At 66.2% G+C, this 15,620-nt stretch carries 12 protein-coding genes and 1 tRNA gene; 2 read left to right on the top strand and 11 right to left on the bottom strand.

Annotated features, from left to right (window positions below; translation table 11 throughout):
- Window positions 1–365 precede the first annotated feature (365 nt).
- From TVH25_RS00970 to TVH25_RS00960, 3 genes are all read right to left on the bottom strand, one after another.
- Window positions 366–563 carry a hypothetical protein gene (locus TVH25_RS00970; protein ID WP_169623033.1) on the bottom strand — a complete coding sequence of 66 codons (198 nt, stop codon included), beginning with the start codon at window positions 561–563 and terminating at the stop codon, window positions 366–368.
- A gap of 246 nt (window positions 564–809) precedes the next feature.
- A tRNA-Thr gene (locus tag TVH25_RS00965) sits at window positions 810–885 on the bottom strand.
- A 62-nt stretch (window positions 886–947) separates the two neighbouring features.
- Complete coding sequence (locus tag TVH25_RS00960) at window positions 948–2,135, bottom strand: DNA polymerase III subunit delta' (protein ID WP_169653040.1); 1,188 nt, start codon at window positions 2,133–2,135, stop codon at window positions 948–950.
- Between the two features lie 92 nt (window positions 2,136–2,227).
- Between TVH25_RS00960 and TVH25_RS00955 the strand changes: the two genes are divergently transcribed.
- Window positions 2,228–2,617: a VOC family protein gene (locus TVH25_RS00955; protein ID WP_169653039.1), complete on the top strand. Its 390-nt coding sequence runs from the start codon at window positions 2,228–2,230 to the stop codon at window positions 2,615–2,617.
- Here the strand turns inward: TVH25_RS00955 and TVH25_RS00950 are convergent, their stop codons facing one another.
- From TVH25_RS00950 to TVH25_RS00935, 4 genes are all read right to left on the bottom strand, one after another.
- Complete coding sequence (locus TVH25_RS00950; RefSeq protein WP_169623036.1) at window positions 2,618–3,310, bottom strand: helix-turn-helix transcriptional regulator; 693 nt, start codon at window positions 3,308–3,310, stop codon at window positions 2,618–2,620.
- Window positions 3,311–3,338: 28 nt separating this feature from the next.
- The gene (gene topA, locus TVH25_RS00945) at window positions 3,339–6,281 is read right to left on the bottom strand and encodes a type I DNA topoisomerase (protein WP_422423152.1); all 2,943 of its coding nucleotides are present in this window, start codon (window positions 6,279–6,281) and stop codon (window positions 3,339–3,341) included.
- Window positions 6,282–6,397: 116 nt separating this feature from the next.
- Entirely contained in the window at window positions 6,398–7,003 is a 606-nt protein-coding gene (locus tag TVH25_RS00940; protein WP_422423151.1) for a hypothetical protein, read from the bottom strand.
- Window positions 7,004–7,121: 118 nt separating this feature from the next.
- The gene (locus tag TVH25_RS00935) at window positions 7,122–7,325 is read right to left on the bottom strand and encodes a cold-shock protein (protein WP_054720028.1); all 204 of its coding nucleotides are present in this window, start codon (window positions 7,323–7,325) and stop codon (window positions 7,122–7,124) included.
- 363 nt (window positions 7,326–7,688) lie between these two features.
- Here TVH25_RS00935 and TVH25_RS00930 point away from each other — a divergent pair, with 363 nt between their 5' ends.
- Entirely contained in the window at window positions 7,689–10,043 is a 2,355-nt protein-coding gene (locus tag TVH25_RS00930) for a DEAD/DEAH box helicase (RefSeq protein WP_422423150.1), read from the top strand.
- 16 nt (window positions 10,044–10,059) lie between these two features.
- On the opposite strand, the gene TVH25_RS00925 is transcribed toward TVH25_RS00930, so the two are convergent.
- The 4 genes from TVH25_RS00925 to TVH25_RS00910 all read right to left on the bottom strand — a co-directional run bounded on the left by TVH25_RS00925 (window position 10,060) and on the right by TVH25_RS00910 (window position 15,343).
- A complete protein-coding gene (locus TVH25_RS00925) occupies window positions 10,060–11,772 on the bottom strand; it encodes an ABC transporter ATP-binding protein (RefSeq protein WP_422423149.1) in 1,713 nt (570 codons plus the stop codon).
- A 4-nt stretch (window positions 11,773–11,776) separates the two neighbouring features.
- Window positions 11,777–12,718, bottom strand: coding sequence for an ABC transporter permease (locus TVH25_RS00920; RefSeq protein WP_422423148.1), 942 nt, complete (start codon window positions 12,716–12,718; stop codon window positions 11,777–11,779).
- A 4-nt stretch (window positions 12,719–12,722) separates the two neighbouring features.
- A complete protein-coding gene (locus TVH25_RS00915; RefSeq protein WP_169653034.1) occupies window positions 12,723–13,646 on the bottom strand; it encodes an ABC transporter permease subunit in 924 nt (307 codons plus the stop codon).
- An 80-nt stretch (window positions 13,647–13,726) separates the two neighbouring features.
- A complete protein-coding gene (locus TVH25_RS00910) occupies window positions 13,727–15,343 on the bottom strand; it encodes a peptide ABC transporter substrate-binding protein (RefSeq protein ID WP_206038894.1) in 1,617 nt (538 codons plus the stop codon).
- Between the last annotated feature and the right edge of the window lie 277 nt (window positions 15,344–15,620).

The raw sequence follows: 15,620 nt of genomic DNA, 5'->3' as shown, positions 1-15,620 counted from the left end.
CCATCCACAAAAGCGGATGATCGCACCAAATAATTGGCACTGACATTCATCGGCACACTGTTGAGTTCTCAAAGAACACGCACACACCATCACTCACGAATTTCACAACTCGCTCGTTCCGGGGCAACTGTTCCAGCCTAGATCCCGCACCACACAGACGCAAATCCGTGTCGCTTCCGAACCCAGGGGCAGTACGAAACCTTACCAGAAGATTTCGAACCAGATATTCAGGCGCTCTCGTCCAACCTCGTTTTCCCAGTCCCTGTAGGTCCGGGTCGGTGTCCGTGTCGCTCTGACCTGGATTAAGTTACGCGAGCACCCCCACAAACACCAAATCGCCAGGTCAACGCCGATTCCGGCCGCGTTCAGGGCACCCAGTACTTCGCAGCGAGGCTCTGGACCACCTCGTCGTCCTCGCCGGCCTGGGACAGCAACGCGAGATCGCCGTCGATATCGGTCAGGCGGGGGTCGTCGGCCTCCGCGGCGTCGATCGGCCGGCCCCCGTCCTCCGCACGCTGACGCATGATCTTGTCGCGGACCCGGTCCTTCAGAGAGTCACCCATATACCGAGCATGAGTGCGCCGGTTGTGGTTGTCGAGCGCCGAGGAGGGCGTGTCACCGGTCGTCGCGATCCCGGAACACGCGGATCGCCATGGGGATCACCACGACGAGCGCACCGATGATCAGGATCAGGGAGAAGATTTCCATCAACATGACTCCATGGTCCCTGTCCGCACGACATCACGCGAGGACGACCGAGCCCTGGAACCAGAAGAGGGCCCCCCCCGGGGGGGGGGGGGGGCTCTTCGTGGAGCTGCCTGTCGGAATCGAACCGACGACCTTTTCATTACGAGTGAAATGCTCTACCGACTGAGCTAAGGCAGCATGCCGTTCGGCGTCCGAAGTCTAGCGGACTACCCCCACCGGGATGCAAACCGGCACTTCAGTCACCGGAACGCAGCGCTCAAGCGCGCCGCCATGGCTGCCAGCGCGAACTTCGGCTTGACGTTCTGCGCGAGAGCCTCGCGGCACTCGAGGATCGCTTCGATGCAGTCGAGCAGGGCCTCCGGACTGGTACGGGAGGCGAGATCGGCTGCACGTTCGGTCATGTCCGGATGGTTGGGCGTCGCGGTGGAACCGAACGCGTGGGCGAGGGCATCCCGGTACAGCCCCGCGAGGTCGATGAGCGCGCGGTCCATGATGTCGCGTTCGGTCCGGGTCTTGCGGGACTTCTGCGTGCGCTCGAGTTCTTTCAGTACGCCGGCCGAACCGCGCAGCGCACCTGCGGCTCCCTTACCGGTACCGCCTGCACCGAGCGCCGTCCTCAGCTCTTCTGTCTCACGCTCGTCGCGTTCGACACTGATCTCCTTGGCTTCCACCTCGGCGCTGCGTCCGAGTTCCTCGGCTGCGGAGTACGTCGTCGCAGGCCGGAGAACGGCCCCGGCGAGCTCGAGGGCGCGGTTGCGGTTTTCCCGCGCGATCGTGTCGGTGGCCAGACGGCGGGCCCTGCCGACGTGGCCCGCACTCACCGACGCGGCCCACCGCGCAGTCTTCTCGTCGATGCCGTCGCTGAGCTGCAGGACCTCGGCGATCGACGCGGCGCTGGGCGTGACGAGACCGACGTGCCGGCAGCGGGACCGAAGCGTCACCGAGATGTCCTCGGGATCGGTCGACGGGGCGCACAGCAGGAACACGGTGCGTTGCGGCGGTTCTTCCACCACCTTCAGCAGCGCGTTGGCCGCTCCCTCGGTGAGACGGTCGGCATCCTCGATCACCACGACCTGCCACCGGCCGGTGCTGGGCCGGCGCGACGCGACCTGCACGATGGCGCGCATCGCCTTGACGCTGATGGTCAGGCCCTCGGGGATCACCCGCCGCACGTCGCCGTGGGTACCGGCCATCGTGGTGGTGCATGCGTGGCAGTGTCCACATCCGGGAGTCTGTTCGTCGGTGCACTGCAGCGCGGCCGCGAAGCACAATGCCGCGATGGACCTGCCTGATCCGGGAGGCCCGGTGAACAGCCACGAATGCGTCATCGCCGAGCCGGTATCGCCGTTGCGCGCAGCGACTGCAGCCGCAACGAGATCGGTCTCGACATCGTGCTGGCCGACGAGACGATCGAAGACACCGGACATGCCGACCAGCGTAACCACCGGCACCGACCTGTTCCGTCCGGCTGTCCGAAACGTTCAAGACCTACGTGCCCGGCCCGCTCTACCGTCGGGTCATGACCATTCGATTCTCTGCCATCGGCCTGGTTGTCGAGGACTTCGGGCGCTCCTTCGAGTGTTACCGCACACTCGGCCTCGACCTGCCCGCCGAAGCACCCGACGCGCCGCACTTCGAGGTGACGGCGGCCGACGGTGTCCGTCTGATGTGGGACACGATCGACTCCGTGAAGTCGTTCGATCCGGGTTTCGAACCGGGGACGGGCGGGCCGAGCCTCGCATTCGAGTGCGGTTCACCGGGCGAGGTCGACGAGATGTACGCGGCACTGGTTGCCGCCGGGTGCACTTCGGCGATGAAGCCCTGGGATGCGGCGTGGGGGCAGCGTTACGCGAGCCTGCTCGATCCGGACGGCCACGGCATCGACCTGTTCGCTGCACTTTCCGAGTAGTTACGGCCCGGACCGCGGACGGACGAGGTCACCGAGCGTCGATCCCGACAGGGCGCGCACCTCACGCGCGAGGTGCGACTGGTCGCTGTACCCGCACTCGGCCGCAACCCTGGCCGGGTCTTCGCCCGCACGAGCGCGTTCCACCGCCCGCCGGAAGCGCAGGACGCGGGACAGCGTCTTCGGCCCGTAGCCGAACGCCTGGTGTGCGCGCCGGCGGAGGGTTCGTTCACTCCAGCCGGCAGCGGTCGCGGCATCGGCGACCGTCATACCGGATGCGAATGCATGCGCGAGCCCCGACAGAGGACTTCGAGGTGCTTCGTCCAGATCGCGGCGAGCGGCATGGACGAGGCCGGACACCGGGTCGTCTTCGACGGCCGCCACGATGTCGCGGACCCGGCGCGGGGACCAGATCTGGTCGAGGGAGACGCGCCGGTCGCGCAATTCGGAGGCGTCGACACCCAGGAACACGGGCCCGAGGCCGGGTGCGAACCGCACTGCCGCCAGTTTTCGCCGCGCCGCGAGGTCCGAGAACTGTGCGCGCGTGTCGGGACCCGCAACGAGAAGGCCGTCTTCGTGCCAGATCAGATCCATGCATCCGTCGGGCAGAACGGTGTTTCCGGCCGGTCCGGCGGGATCGGGCGTCGACACCCAGGCGATGACCCCGGGTATCCCGGACGCCCATTCGCGGTACACACCGCAAGGGTAGGCGTCCGGGCCGGGATCAGTCTGCTGCCTTCTTCGCCGCGGCTTTCTTGGCCGGGGCCTTCTTCGCCGCGGTCTTCTTCGCTGCGGTCTTCTTGGCGGGCGACTTCTTCGCCGCGGCCTTCTTGGTGGCCTTCTTCACCGGACCGCGCGCACGCCGGTCGGCGAGCAACTCCGAAGCCCGCTCGTCGGTGATCGTCGGGACCTCGTCACCCTTGCGCAGGCTCGCGTTGGTCTCGCCGTCGGTGACGTACGGACCGAACCGCCCGTCCTTGATCACCATCGGCTTTTCGCTCACCGGGTCCACGCCCAGTTCACGGAGAGGCGGCGTGGCCGCAGCCTGCCGGCCACGGCGCTTCGGCTCGGCGTAGATCTTCAGCGCCTCGTCGAGCGTGACGGTGAACATCTGCTCTTCGTCCGCCAGGGACCTCGAGTCGGTGCCCTTCTTCAGGTACGGACCGTAACGGCCGTTCTGCGCCGTGATCTCTTCACCCGACTCGGGATCGACACCCACGACGCGCGGGAGAGACAGCAGCCGGAGCGCGTCCTCCAACGTGACCGTCGACAGATCCATCGTCTTGAGCAGCGACGCGGTGCGCGGCTTCGGACCGGTGGCCTTCTTGGCCGCCTTCTTCACGGGTGCCTTCTTCGCAGCCTTCTTGGCGACAGCCTTCTTCGTCGCGGTCTTCGTGCCACCGCCGGCGGCCTCGACCTCCTCGACGGGGATCGGTGTCACGTCCGGTTCGGGTTCCGGCTCCGGGGTGGGCTCGGGCAGCAACTCGGTGACGTACGGACCGAAGCGGCCCTCCCGCGCGACGACCTCGTGACCGGTTGCGGGATCGACGCCGAGCACGCGCCCCTCCTGGGGCGTGGAGAACAACTTCTCCGCGTACTCGAGCGTCAGCTCGTCCGGCGGCAGGTCGTCGGGGAGATTCGCGCGCTGGGAGATCGGGTCGCCGTCCGGGTCGTCCGGGTTGACCACCATCCGCTCGAGATACGGGCCGAACCGCCCGACCCGAACATGGACCTCGCGGCCTTCGGCGTCGTCGAACAGACGGATCGAGTTGATCTCGCGGGCGTCGATGTCCTCGAGGTTCTCGCTGACGAGCTTCTTCAGGCCGCCCTGTCGTGCGACCGACTGCTCGCCGCCGTGCTCGCCGCCGAAGTAGAACCTCGTCAGCCAGTCGGTCCGGTGTTCGTGACCGGAGGCGATCTCGTCGAGGTCGTCTTCCATACCCGCGGTGAAGTCGTAGTTCACGAGCTGCGAGAAGTGGGATTCGAGCAGGCCGATCACGGCGAACGCCACCCAGGACGGGACGAGCGCACTGCCTCGCTTGTAGACGTATCCGCGATCGAGGATCGTCTTGATGATCGAGGCGTACGTCGAGGGCCGGCCGATGCCGAGTTCTTCGAGCGTCTTGATGAGGCTCGCCTCGGTGTACCGCGCCGGCGGGTTCGTGGAGTGGCCGTCGGGATCGAGCTTCGTCGCGGTGACCGCGGAGCCTTCGCTGAGGTTGGGCAGGCGCGACTCGGCGTCGTCGGACTGGCCGCCTGCCTCTTCGTCGACGCTCTCGACGTAGGCCTTGAGGAAGCCTGCGAACGTGATGGTGCGGCCCGACGACGAGAACGTGCACTCCTCCCCCGTGCCGGCGGTGCCGGTGATCCGGAGGGTGAGGGTGGTGCCGCGGACATCAGCCATCTGCGACGCGACGGTGCGCTGCCAGATCAGCTCGTAGAGGCGGAACTCGTCGCCGTCGAGACGCGCATGCAACTCACCCGGGGTGGCGAACACGTCGCCGGCGGGGCGGATCGCCTCGTGCGCTTCCTGCGCGTTCTTGACCTTACGGGTGTACTGGCGCGGCGTCGGGTGCACGAATTCGGCGCCGTACAGCTGGGTGGCCTGGGCGCGCGCGGCGCTGATCGCCGACTCGGACAGCGTCGTGGAGTCCGTACGCATGTACGTGATGTAGCCGTTCTCGTACAGCCGCTGCGCGATGCGCATGGTGCGTTCCGACGAGAACCTGAGCTTGCGCCCGGCTTCCTGCTGCAACGTCGAGGTCATGAACGGCGCATACGGCTTACGGGTGTACGGCTTGCTCTCGGCCGACGACACCGTCAGCGCGGTTCCGGCGAGCGCCTCGGCCAGACGACGCGCGTAGGTCTCGTCGAGAACCACGACGCCGGTGGACTTCAGTTTGCCGTCGGCACCGAAGTCACGGCCGGAAGCGACGCGGGAGCCGTCCACTCCGACCAGACGCGCACCGAACGAGCGGGGGCTCGCGGTTTCGCCCGCGTCCATGGTCGCCGCGATGTCCCAGTACTCGGCAGACCTGAATGCCATCCGCTCGCGTTCGCGCTGCACGATGATGCGGGTCGCGACGGACTGCACGCGCCCGGCCGACAAGCGCGGCATGACTTTCTTCCACAACACCGGGCTGACTTCGTAGCCGTACAGCCGGTCGAGGATGCGCCGGGTTTCCTGCGCGTCGACAAGGTCGGTGTCGAGTTCGCGGGTGTTCTCCGCGGCCGCACGAATGGCGGATTCGGTGATCTCGTGGAACACCATGCGCCGGACCGGAACCTTGGGCTTGAGGGTCTCGAGCAGATGCCAGGCGATCGCTTCGCCCTCGCGGTCGGGGTCGGTGGCGAGATAGAGCTCGTCGGCGTCCTTGAGGAGACTCTTCAGTTCGGAGACCTTGGACTTCTTCTCCGGGCTGACGACGTAGAGCGGCTCGAAATCGTGATCGACGTCGACACCGAGGCGGGCCCACGACTCACCCTTGAATTTGGCAGGGACATCCGCGGCGCCGCGCGGCAGATCCCTGATATGACCGACCGACGCCTCGACGACGTAATCGCGCCCCAGGTAGGGGGCGATTTTTTTCGCCTTGGTCGGGGATTCGACGATGACCAGCCGACGTGTACCCGAGGACCCGTCCGAAGTGCTCTTGTCTGCTGCCACCGTGCCGCCTGTGCCTTCCCTCTACCGACATGTCGCGCTTCTCGAAGACATGTATACCGACCACGTCCCCCCGACGTAGCCACACACAGGGTCGCACATCCTGGGCGGACGCCTCATCACGTGTGGTGGTCCCACGGCGCGGCACGAGGCCAGACCTCCCACGCCCCGGGGTCGTCGGGCGGTGCCCCGATGTTCTCGACGAGCCTGGTCAGGCGCTTGCGGCCGGACACTCGCAGGCCCGGTGACGACCCGCGTGTGCCGATGAGAGTGGGTGCGATACCGGCCCGCAGGAACGCCTCGGCGAGGGGCGCATGGGTGTCGGGTGTCTGCGGATCGAGGCCGAGGACGTATCGCTCTCCGTCCACTTCTTTCGTACCCGCGGCGAGAAACCATGCGCGCTGAGCACGCGAACTCGGCACCCACTCGAAGGGCACCGTCTTCACCGTGCCGCGCAACCACAGCAAAGCCAGTGGCATCGTCTCTGCGGCGAACGCCGTGCACACGGTCGTGCGGCCGTCGTCGGTGGTGCCGATCTCCGGTTCCAGCCCCGCCTCGGACATCAGGTGTGCGATCCCGGTAGCGCGCCAGGGGGCATCGACAACGGCGGAGATCCGGGCCCGGTCTCCGCGAATCGCGACCCGGCCCTGGGCTGCCAGCACCCCGCTCAGGTCTGCGACCGAAGGTGGCCCGAGCTCGGCGCCGAAGAACGACAGCTGGCTCACGATCCTTTCCTTCCGGTCGATCGATACCCGAAAATGCATCGTCCCCCATCACCGGAGGTGACGGGGGACGATTCAGATGAGGAGTCGAGCCTCACCTTGCGCTCATGGGAGCAATCTCTCAGACAGCGCGCACGCCGGTGGCCTGCGGGCCCTTGGTGCCCTGACCGACCTCGAACTCCACGCGCTGGTTCTCCTCGAGGGTCCGGAAACCGGCGCCCTGGATCTCGGAGTAGTGAACGAACACGTCTGCAGAACCGTCCTCGGGAGCGATGAAGCCGAAGCCCTTCTCCGCGTTGAACCACTTCACAGTGCCCTGTGCCATGCTTTTCCTTCTCTTTCTTACCACCGGATTCGACAGACCACCGGAAACGCGGCCCGCCCGGCCCCGGTTCCGACCGCTGTACTTCCGAACCCCCGTGGGAAGAGCAAAGCACCGCGCCCGCAACCATCGATCCTGCGAGCGTTCACTCTCTCAAGTCCACGAACACAGAAGCTGCGACCGCGTGCCAGTCAACCATGCCCGGGGCGGTCGCGACAGTAGTAATGGGCACAAACGTCCCAGAAAAATCGAAGGTCCCCGACCGTCGGTACGATTACCGATCGGTAGTGGTTTCCGCCCGCCGCAGACGGCAGAACCGCCGCCCCCGTTCGACCCCGCAAAACCCCGCAACCCCCGGAGCGCTCCGTGCCCAGCTCACCCCCGTTCGATCCGGGTAACGGCACGGCTGCGACCTACGGACGTGAACTCCTCGACCGCCTCCTGGCCGGAACACCCGCCGGCGAGTCCCCGCTCACCCACGTCGCCGCGCTGCCCGCCCGGCCGGCGCAGCACACCGATTGGCCTCGCTGGGCAGCCGAGCCGGTGGTCCGGGCCCTGCGCGAGCACGGGGTACCGCAGCTGTGGAGCCATCAGGCCGACGCCGCCGATCTCGCCGCCGCCGGACAGAACGTGGTCGTCGCCACCGGAACCGCGTCCGGCAAGTCGGTGGCGTATCAACTTCCCGTGCTCAGTGCCCTGGCGACCGACCCGCAGGCCACCGCTCTGTATCTCTCCCCCACCAAGGCGCTGGGGGCCGATCAGCTTCGCGCCGTCACCGAACTGACCATGATGGAGCCCGCACTGTCGACGGTGGCGGCGTGCGCGTACGACGGCGACACCAGCACGGAGATGCGGCAGTGGGCGCGCCGGCACTCACGGTGGATTTTCACCAATCCCGACATGCTGCACGTGTCGCTGCTGCCCGGGAACGCACGGTGGGCGCGGATGCTGCGTCGGCTGAAATACGTGGTGATCGACGAATGCCACTCGTACCGAGGAGTTTTCGGGTCGCACGTCGCACTGATCCTGCGCCGGCTCCGGCGGCTGGCCCGACACTACGGCGCCGATCCCGTGTTCATCCTGGCCTCCGCGACCACCGGCGAACCGGCCGACGCGGCGTCCAGGCTCATCGGTGCACCGTGCCGTGCGGTGACCGAGGACGGGTCGCCCCACGGACCCAGGACCGTCGCGATGTGGGAACCTCCGTTGCTGCGTGAGGTCACCGGAGAACACGGGGCTCCCGTGCGACGCGCGGCCGGGACCGAAGCGGCCCGGCTGCTCGCCGACCTCGTCGTCGAAGGTGCGCGGACGCTGACGTTCGTGCGGTCCCGGCACGGTGCGGAACTCACGGCCATGGGCGCGCGACGGTTGCTCGCCGCGGCAGCGCCCGACCTCGTCGACCACGTTGCCGCCTACCGCGCCGGTTACCTCGCGGAAGATCGCCGCGACCTCGAAGCGGCGATCTCCGACGGACGTCTGCTCGGAGTGGCGAGTACGAACGCACTCGAACTCGGAGTGGACATCGCCGGTCTCGACGCGGTGGTCGTCGCGGGATTCCCCGGCACCGTGGCCTCGTTCTGGCAGCAGGGTGGCCGCGCCGGGCGGCGAGGGCAGGGGTCGCTGGTGGTGCTGGTCGCCCGCGACGACCCCCTCGACACGTATCTCGTGCACCATCCTCAGGCGTTGCTGGGCAGGCCCGTCGAGTCGACCGTGACCGACCCGACGAACCCGTACGTCCTGGGGCCGCAGTTGCTCTGCGCGGCGTCCGAAAAGCCGCTGAGCGACACCGAAGTCGAGGAATACGAGGCGTGGGAGGTTCTCACTCGCCTCGCAGAGGACGGCCTCGTCCGCCGACGTCCGCACGGCTGGTTCGTCACTCCCGGTACACATCCGCACGCGGAGATCGACATCCGCGGCGGCATCGGCGGGCAGGTCGCGATCGTGGAGGCGGAAACCGGGCGGATGCTCGGCACCGTCGAAGGCAGTCGCGCGCCCGCAACGATGCATCCGGGTGCCGTACACCTGCACCGCGGGGAATCCTTCGTTGTCGACGAACTGCACCTTGACGACGGAATCGCACTCGTCCACGCCGAGGACCCCGAATGGTCCACCAGCGCACGGGAAGTCACGGAGATCTGCTGCACGTCGATCGACGAGCATCGGGACCACGGCCCCGTCACCGTCGCGGCGGTGGGTGTCGAGGTGACGCACCAGGTGGTCGGATACCTCCGGCGTCTGCCCTCCGGCGAGATCCTCGATCAGATCCCGCTGGAGATGCCCGAGCAGACCCTGGCGACCCGCGCTGTGATGTACACCGTCGATCCCGGACTGCTCTCGCAGATCGGCCTCACGGCCGAGCGGATCCCGGGTGCGCTCCACGCCGCCGAACACGCGGCGATCGGTTTGCTCCCCCTCGTCGCCACGTGCGATCGAGGGGATATCGGCGGCGTCTCCACCGACCTGCACCCGGACACCGGTCTTCCCACGGTCTTCGTCTACGACGGGCAGCCCGGCGGTGCCGGATTCGCCGAGCGTGGCTACCGCCGGATCTCGCAATGGCTCGAGGCAACCCGAGACGCCGTCGCAGCGTGCGAGTGCGTCTCGGGTTGCCCGTCCTGCGTGTATTCACCCAAGTGCGGCAACGGCAACGATCCGCTCGACAAGTCGGGCGCCGTGCTCGTCCTGACCGCCGTGCTCGACGCGATCGGCAGCCAGGACTGACACCGCACTACAACCGTCAGACCGCCGGCCTGTGCTCGTCCTCGGCACGTTCGGCGGCCAGCAGTGCCGCACGCTCTTTCCGCCGGAGCGCCTGCTGGGCCGGGTCCGGAACCGGGACAGCCGCCAGCAACCGCTTGGTGTACGGATCGGACGGCGACCGCAGAATACGATCGGTCCGGTCGAACTCCACGAGCTTGCCGGCCCGCATCACCGCGATACGACGTGCAAGCACCTCCACGACGGCAAGGTCGTGGCTGATGAACAGGCATGCGAAGCCGTATTCGCGCTGCAGTTCCTGGAACAGCTCGAGCACCTTGGCCTGCACCGAGACGTCGAGCGCCGACGTCGGTTCGTCCGCCACCAGCAGTGTCGGTTCGAGAGCCAGCGCCCGCGCGATACCCACGCGCTGACGCTGACCACCGGAAAGCTGATGCGGGTAGCGGTTGCGCATGTCTCGCGGCAACTGAACCTGATCGAGCAGTTCCTCGACCTTCTTGTCGCGCTGGGTGCGGTCCATTTCGGTGTGCAGCAGCATCGGCTCGCCGATGGACTGTCCGATGGGCCAGCGCGGGTTCAGCGACGAACCCGGATCCTGGAACACGATGCCGACCTTGCGGCGGACCGGGCGCAGATCGCGCGTCGACATCTTCGTGATGTCGGTGCCCGCAACGGACAGTGAGCCGGAGTGCAACTTGAGCAATCCCACTACGGCCTTGCCGATCGTCGACTTGCCCGAGCCCGACTCTCCGACGAGTCCCACGACCTCACCGGGCTCGATGTTGAGGCTCACGCCGTCGACCGCGCGGAAGCCGCTGTTGCGACGCGCCCCGGGGTACTCGATCACGCCGTCGACGATTTCGAGTGCGTACCGCACGTCCGGAGTGTCGTCGGTTCCGGCCTCGCCGACTCGCGAGCCGAGGTGGGGCACCGACGCCAGCAGTTCACGGGTGTAGGCATGCTCCGGCTTGTTGAAGACCTTGTCCGACGTCCCCTGCTCGACGATGGCACCGTTGCGCATGACGAGGATGCGGTCGGCCATGTCGGCGACGACACCCATGTCGTGCGTGATGAGCACGATCGCCGCGTCCACGCGTTCGCGCAGATCCCGCATCAGCTGCAGGATCTCGGCCTGCACCGTGACGTCGAGCGCTGTGGTGGGCTCGTCGGCGATGAGCACCGACGGTTCGGAGGCCAGCGCCTGGGCGATCATCGCTCGCTGGCGCTGCCCGCCGGAAAGCTGGTGCGGGTAGTACTTGACCCGCTTCTCCGGTTCGGGCATATCCACGAGACGGAGCAGCTCGATCACACGCTCCTTGGCCTGCGCTTTGGTCATGTCCGAGTGCGAGCGAATGGCCTCGGTGATCTGCCACCCGATCGTGTAGACGGGGTTCAGGGCAGTCATGGGCTCCTGGAAGATCACGGCAATGTCTTTGCCGCGCACCGAGTTCAGTTCACGTTCCGACAGACCGACGAGTTCACGACCGTCGAGAGTGATGCTGCCGCGGACACGGCTGTTGTCGGCGAGCAGACCCGGTACGGCCATGGCCGTCGTCGATTTACCCGATCCGGATTCGCCGACGATCGCCAGGATTTCGCCCCGCGCCACCTCGAACGAGACGTCACGTACGGCTGCTCTCCAGGTCTTGTCCACCTCGAAATCGATGGTCAGACCGGAGACTCCGAGGATTGCGCGGTCGGTCGTGGTCTCGTCGATCGTGTCGACACTCATTGCGTCAGCTCCGTTTCGGGTCGAGCGCATCTCGCAGCGCATCACCCATGAGAATGAAGGCCAGCACGGTCACCGACAGGAACGCGGCCGGGAACAGCACCAGGTGCGGCGACGTCGAGATGTAGTTCTGGCCCAGGTTGATCTGCAGGCCCCATGACATGGCGGGCATTTGCAGCCCGATACCGAGGTACGACAGTGCTGATTCCGCGGCAATGAACGTACCGACGGCGATGGTGGCGTAGACCAGAACAGGGGTCAGCGCGTTCGGCAGAATGTGCCGGACCAGGATGCGGAAGGTCGAGGCTCCCAGCACCTGGGCGGCCTGAACGTACTCGCTCTCCTTGATGGCGATGACCGACGAACGCACCAGGCGCATTGCTGTCATCCAGCCGAAAGTGATCAGTGCCAGCGACACGGTCCAGATGGTCCGCTCGGACGTCACCGTCAGCAGCACCAGCGCGCCGAGCAAGAGCGGGATGCCGAAGAAGATGTCCGTGAAACGGGCGAGCACGCTGTCGAGGGCGCCACCGAAATAGCCGGCGAGCGCACCGATCAGCACACCGATGATCAGGACACCGATGACTGCGAGGAGGCCGATGCTCAGGGAGACGCGGGCACCGTAGATCACGTTGGCGTAGTAGTCGCAGCCCTGCAGATCCGTTCCGAACCAGTGCTGTGCACTCGGTGGCCGGCGGCTGTCGGACAGGTTGCACGCCCGAGGGTCGATGCCGCGGGCGAACAGCTGCGGCATCAGCGCCATCATCACCAGGACGATGGTGATAATCCCGCCGAACCAGAAGAACACGCTGCGGCGCAACTTCTTCCACGCGTTGCCCCACAAGCTCGCCTGGCCCACCAGTTGGACGGCTTCGCCCGTCATGACATTGCCCGGCTCGCCCTCCTCCACGGCATGTGTACGGGCGGCCTCGGCATTTTTGGAATCCATACCACTACTCGTATCTGATCCGGGGGTCGAGGAATGCGTACAGCACGTCCACGACGAGGTTGAAGAAGATGTAGAAGAAGACCATCAGCGTGACGATGCCGACGACCACCGCACCTTCCTGGTTCTGTACAGCGTCGAAGATTGCGCGGCCCAGTCCGGGAATGTTGAACACCGATTCGGTGATGATCGCGCCGCCCAGCAGTGCGCCGATATCGGCGCCGATGAAGGTCACCACGGGTATCAAGCTGTTACGCAGCGCATGCCGGACCACGATGCGTCGATACCCGACGCCCTTGGCCCGCGCGGTGCGAATGTAATCGGCGGCCATCGACTCCGACACCGCGGTGCGAGTCAGCCGGGCAACGTATGCCATCGACAGCGACGCGAGCACCAGGCCCGGGAGCAGGAAGCTGTACCAGCCGTTGTTGATACCGGCGATCGGGAACAGTCCCAGCTTGTATCCGAGGACGTACTGCGAGACGAAGCCGAGGACGAACACCGGCACCGACACCAGCAGTGTCGACGAGACGAGCACCAGGTTGTCGAAGAAGGAGTTGCGACGCAGGGCTGCGAGCACGCCGGCCGTGATACCGATGACGACCTCGAAGGCGACGGCTACCGCCGTCAACTGCATGGTGACCGGCATCCGTTGCGCGATGGTGTCCAGCACCGGCCTTCCGGAGAAGTCGGAACCGAAGTCGCCCTGCAGAAGTCCGCCGACGTACTTGATGTACTGGACGAAGAACGGATCGTCCAGGTTGTACTGGGCGCGAAGCTGCGCGATGACCGCGGGCGCGAGCGGACGATCACCCGCGAGGGCACGAATGGGGTCGCCCGGGAGGGCGTAGACCATCGCAAAGATCAGAAAAGAGGCGCCGATCAGGACCGGAATGGTCAGCAGCAATCGGCGCGTGATGAAGCGACCCACTGGGTTCTCCTATACGGAACAGAACGTCCTACACAGTGGTGGGGGGCCTCGCTTGTGCTAAACACCCCACCACTTGTCACTCAGTTGACCGTGACGTCTTCGACCACGATGTCGCCGAACGCGTCGATCTTCACGTTGTCGACCCGGTCGCTGTACACGGCCTGGTTGAGACCGTAGAACAGCGGTGCGGAAGGCATGTCGCGGAACAGGATGTCCTCGGCCTTCTGGTACTCCGTCGTGGCAGCCTCGAGCGAGTCGGCGTTGTTACCGGCCGACAGGGCCGCGTCGAACTCGGGGTTGCTGTAGAAGGTGTTGTTCGAGCCCGCGGGCGGCAATGCGCTGGTGCTGTAGATCGGTGCGAGGAAGTTGTACAGGGACGGGTAGTCCATGATCCAGGCGAAGCGGAACGGGCCGGTCATGCCCTTCTCGTCCTGCAACGGCAGGTACTGCGCGAACTGCAGATCGCCGCGCAGCACGTACTCGATACCGAGGTTGCTGCGGATCTGGTTACCGACCGCGGTCATCCACGGGTCGTGCGCGGCTCCGGCGTTGAACCACAGATCAACGGGCTGGCTGCGATCGAAGCCGGCCTCGTCGAGAAGCTTGTTGGCCTGCTCGACGTTCAGCTCACACTTAGCGCCACAGGCGTCCTCACGGTAACCCTCGACGACCGGGGACCCGAAGGACTTGGCCGGCGTACGAGTGTTGGTGAAGATGGCCTCGGTGATGGCTCCACGATCGATGGCCATCGAGAAGGCTTCACGGACACGGGGATCCGAGAAACGCGGGTCGTAGGTGGGGAAGCTGAGCGAGGTGATGTCGGGGCGCGGGCGCTCGAGGTAGCGATCACCGAACTGATCGCGAGCGGTGGCCCACGCGTCCGGCGGCAGGTCCAGCATCACGTCGAGGCCGCCGGCCTGGACGTCCGTGTAACCGGTGGCCAGTTCGGTGTAGACCTTGAACTGCACGCCGTTCGACTGCGCGGCGTTCTCACCGGCGTAGTCCTCGTACTTGGTCACGGTGAAGCCCTGACCGTCGACGAAGTCCTCGTCGGCCTTGAACGGGCCGTTGCCGATCGGACGACGGCCGAAGCCCTCGGGATCGGAGAAGAAGGCTTCGGGCAGCGGCATGAACGCCGAGTACCCGAGCGTGATCGGGTAGATCGCGAAGGGCTCCTTCAGCTCGACCGAGATGGTCGAGTCGTCCACTGCCTTCAGACCGGACATGGTGGTCGCGGCCGGCTCGCCGCCCTCTGCGGCCTGCAGATCGTCGTAGCCCTTCACGTTCTCGAAGAAGTACGACGCGCCGTATGCGTTGGTGCTCAGCGCGGTGTAGTTCCAGGCGTCGACGTAGGACTTGGCATTGACGGGAGTCCCGTCGTGGAACGTCCAGTCCGGCTTCAGCTTGATGGTCCAGTTGACCTGGTCCTCGGACTCGACCGACTCTGCGACGCCGGTGTACTCGACCTCGCTGGTCTCGTCGTTGTAGTTCACCAAGGGCGCGAACAGCGCCTTGAGGACCTGGTTGCCCTCACTCTCGGTGGTGTTGCCGGGAACCAGGGGGTTCTCGGGTTGACCGATGTACAGGCTGTACGTGCCCTCACTACTGCCGGCAGCACTACTGCCGCCACATGCCGCAAGCATGCCGACGGCTACGAAGCCCACCGACACGACCGCGATCGTGCGCTTGATCCTCAAAATCAATCCTTCCTCAGCCCCAACGGGACAGCACCGCTGTCCACGAAGTCCGCGATGATCCACGGTGTCGGTGTGAGCCACAAGAACAAGACCGTGCGGCCCGGAACGTCGGTTGACTCTAGACACACGCCTAGCGACGGACGTGCACGCCCCGCCGGAAAGAAAGCCCGACGAACCCGACGAAATGCGTCCTTAACGCGACGAGCGGGGGTCGCACGGGCCGGGCGAGCCGAGCGAATCCGCGCTTCCATCCACCGGAAGCGTTATCGCAGCACTA

Origin of the sequence: Rhodococcus sp. 7Tela_A2 (assembly GCF_049311045.1) — a bacterium.
Taxonomy (GTDB): Bacteria; Actinomycetota; Actinomycetes; order Mycobacteriales; family Mycobacteriaceae; genus Rhodococcus.
This window is presented reverse-complemented; position numbering and strand designations above follow the sequence as displayed.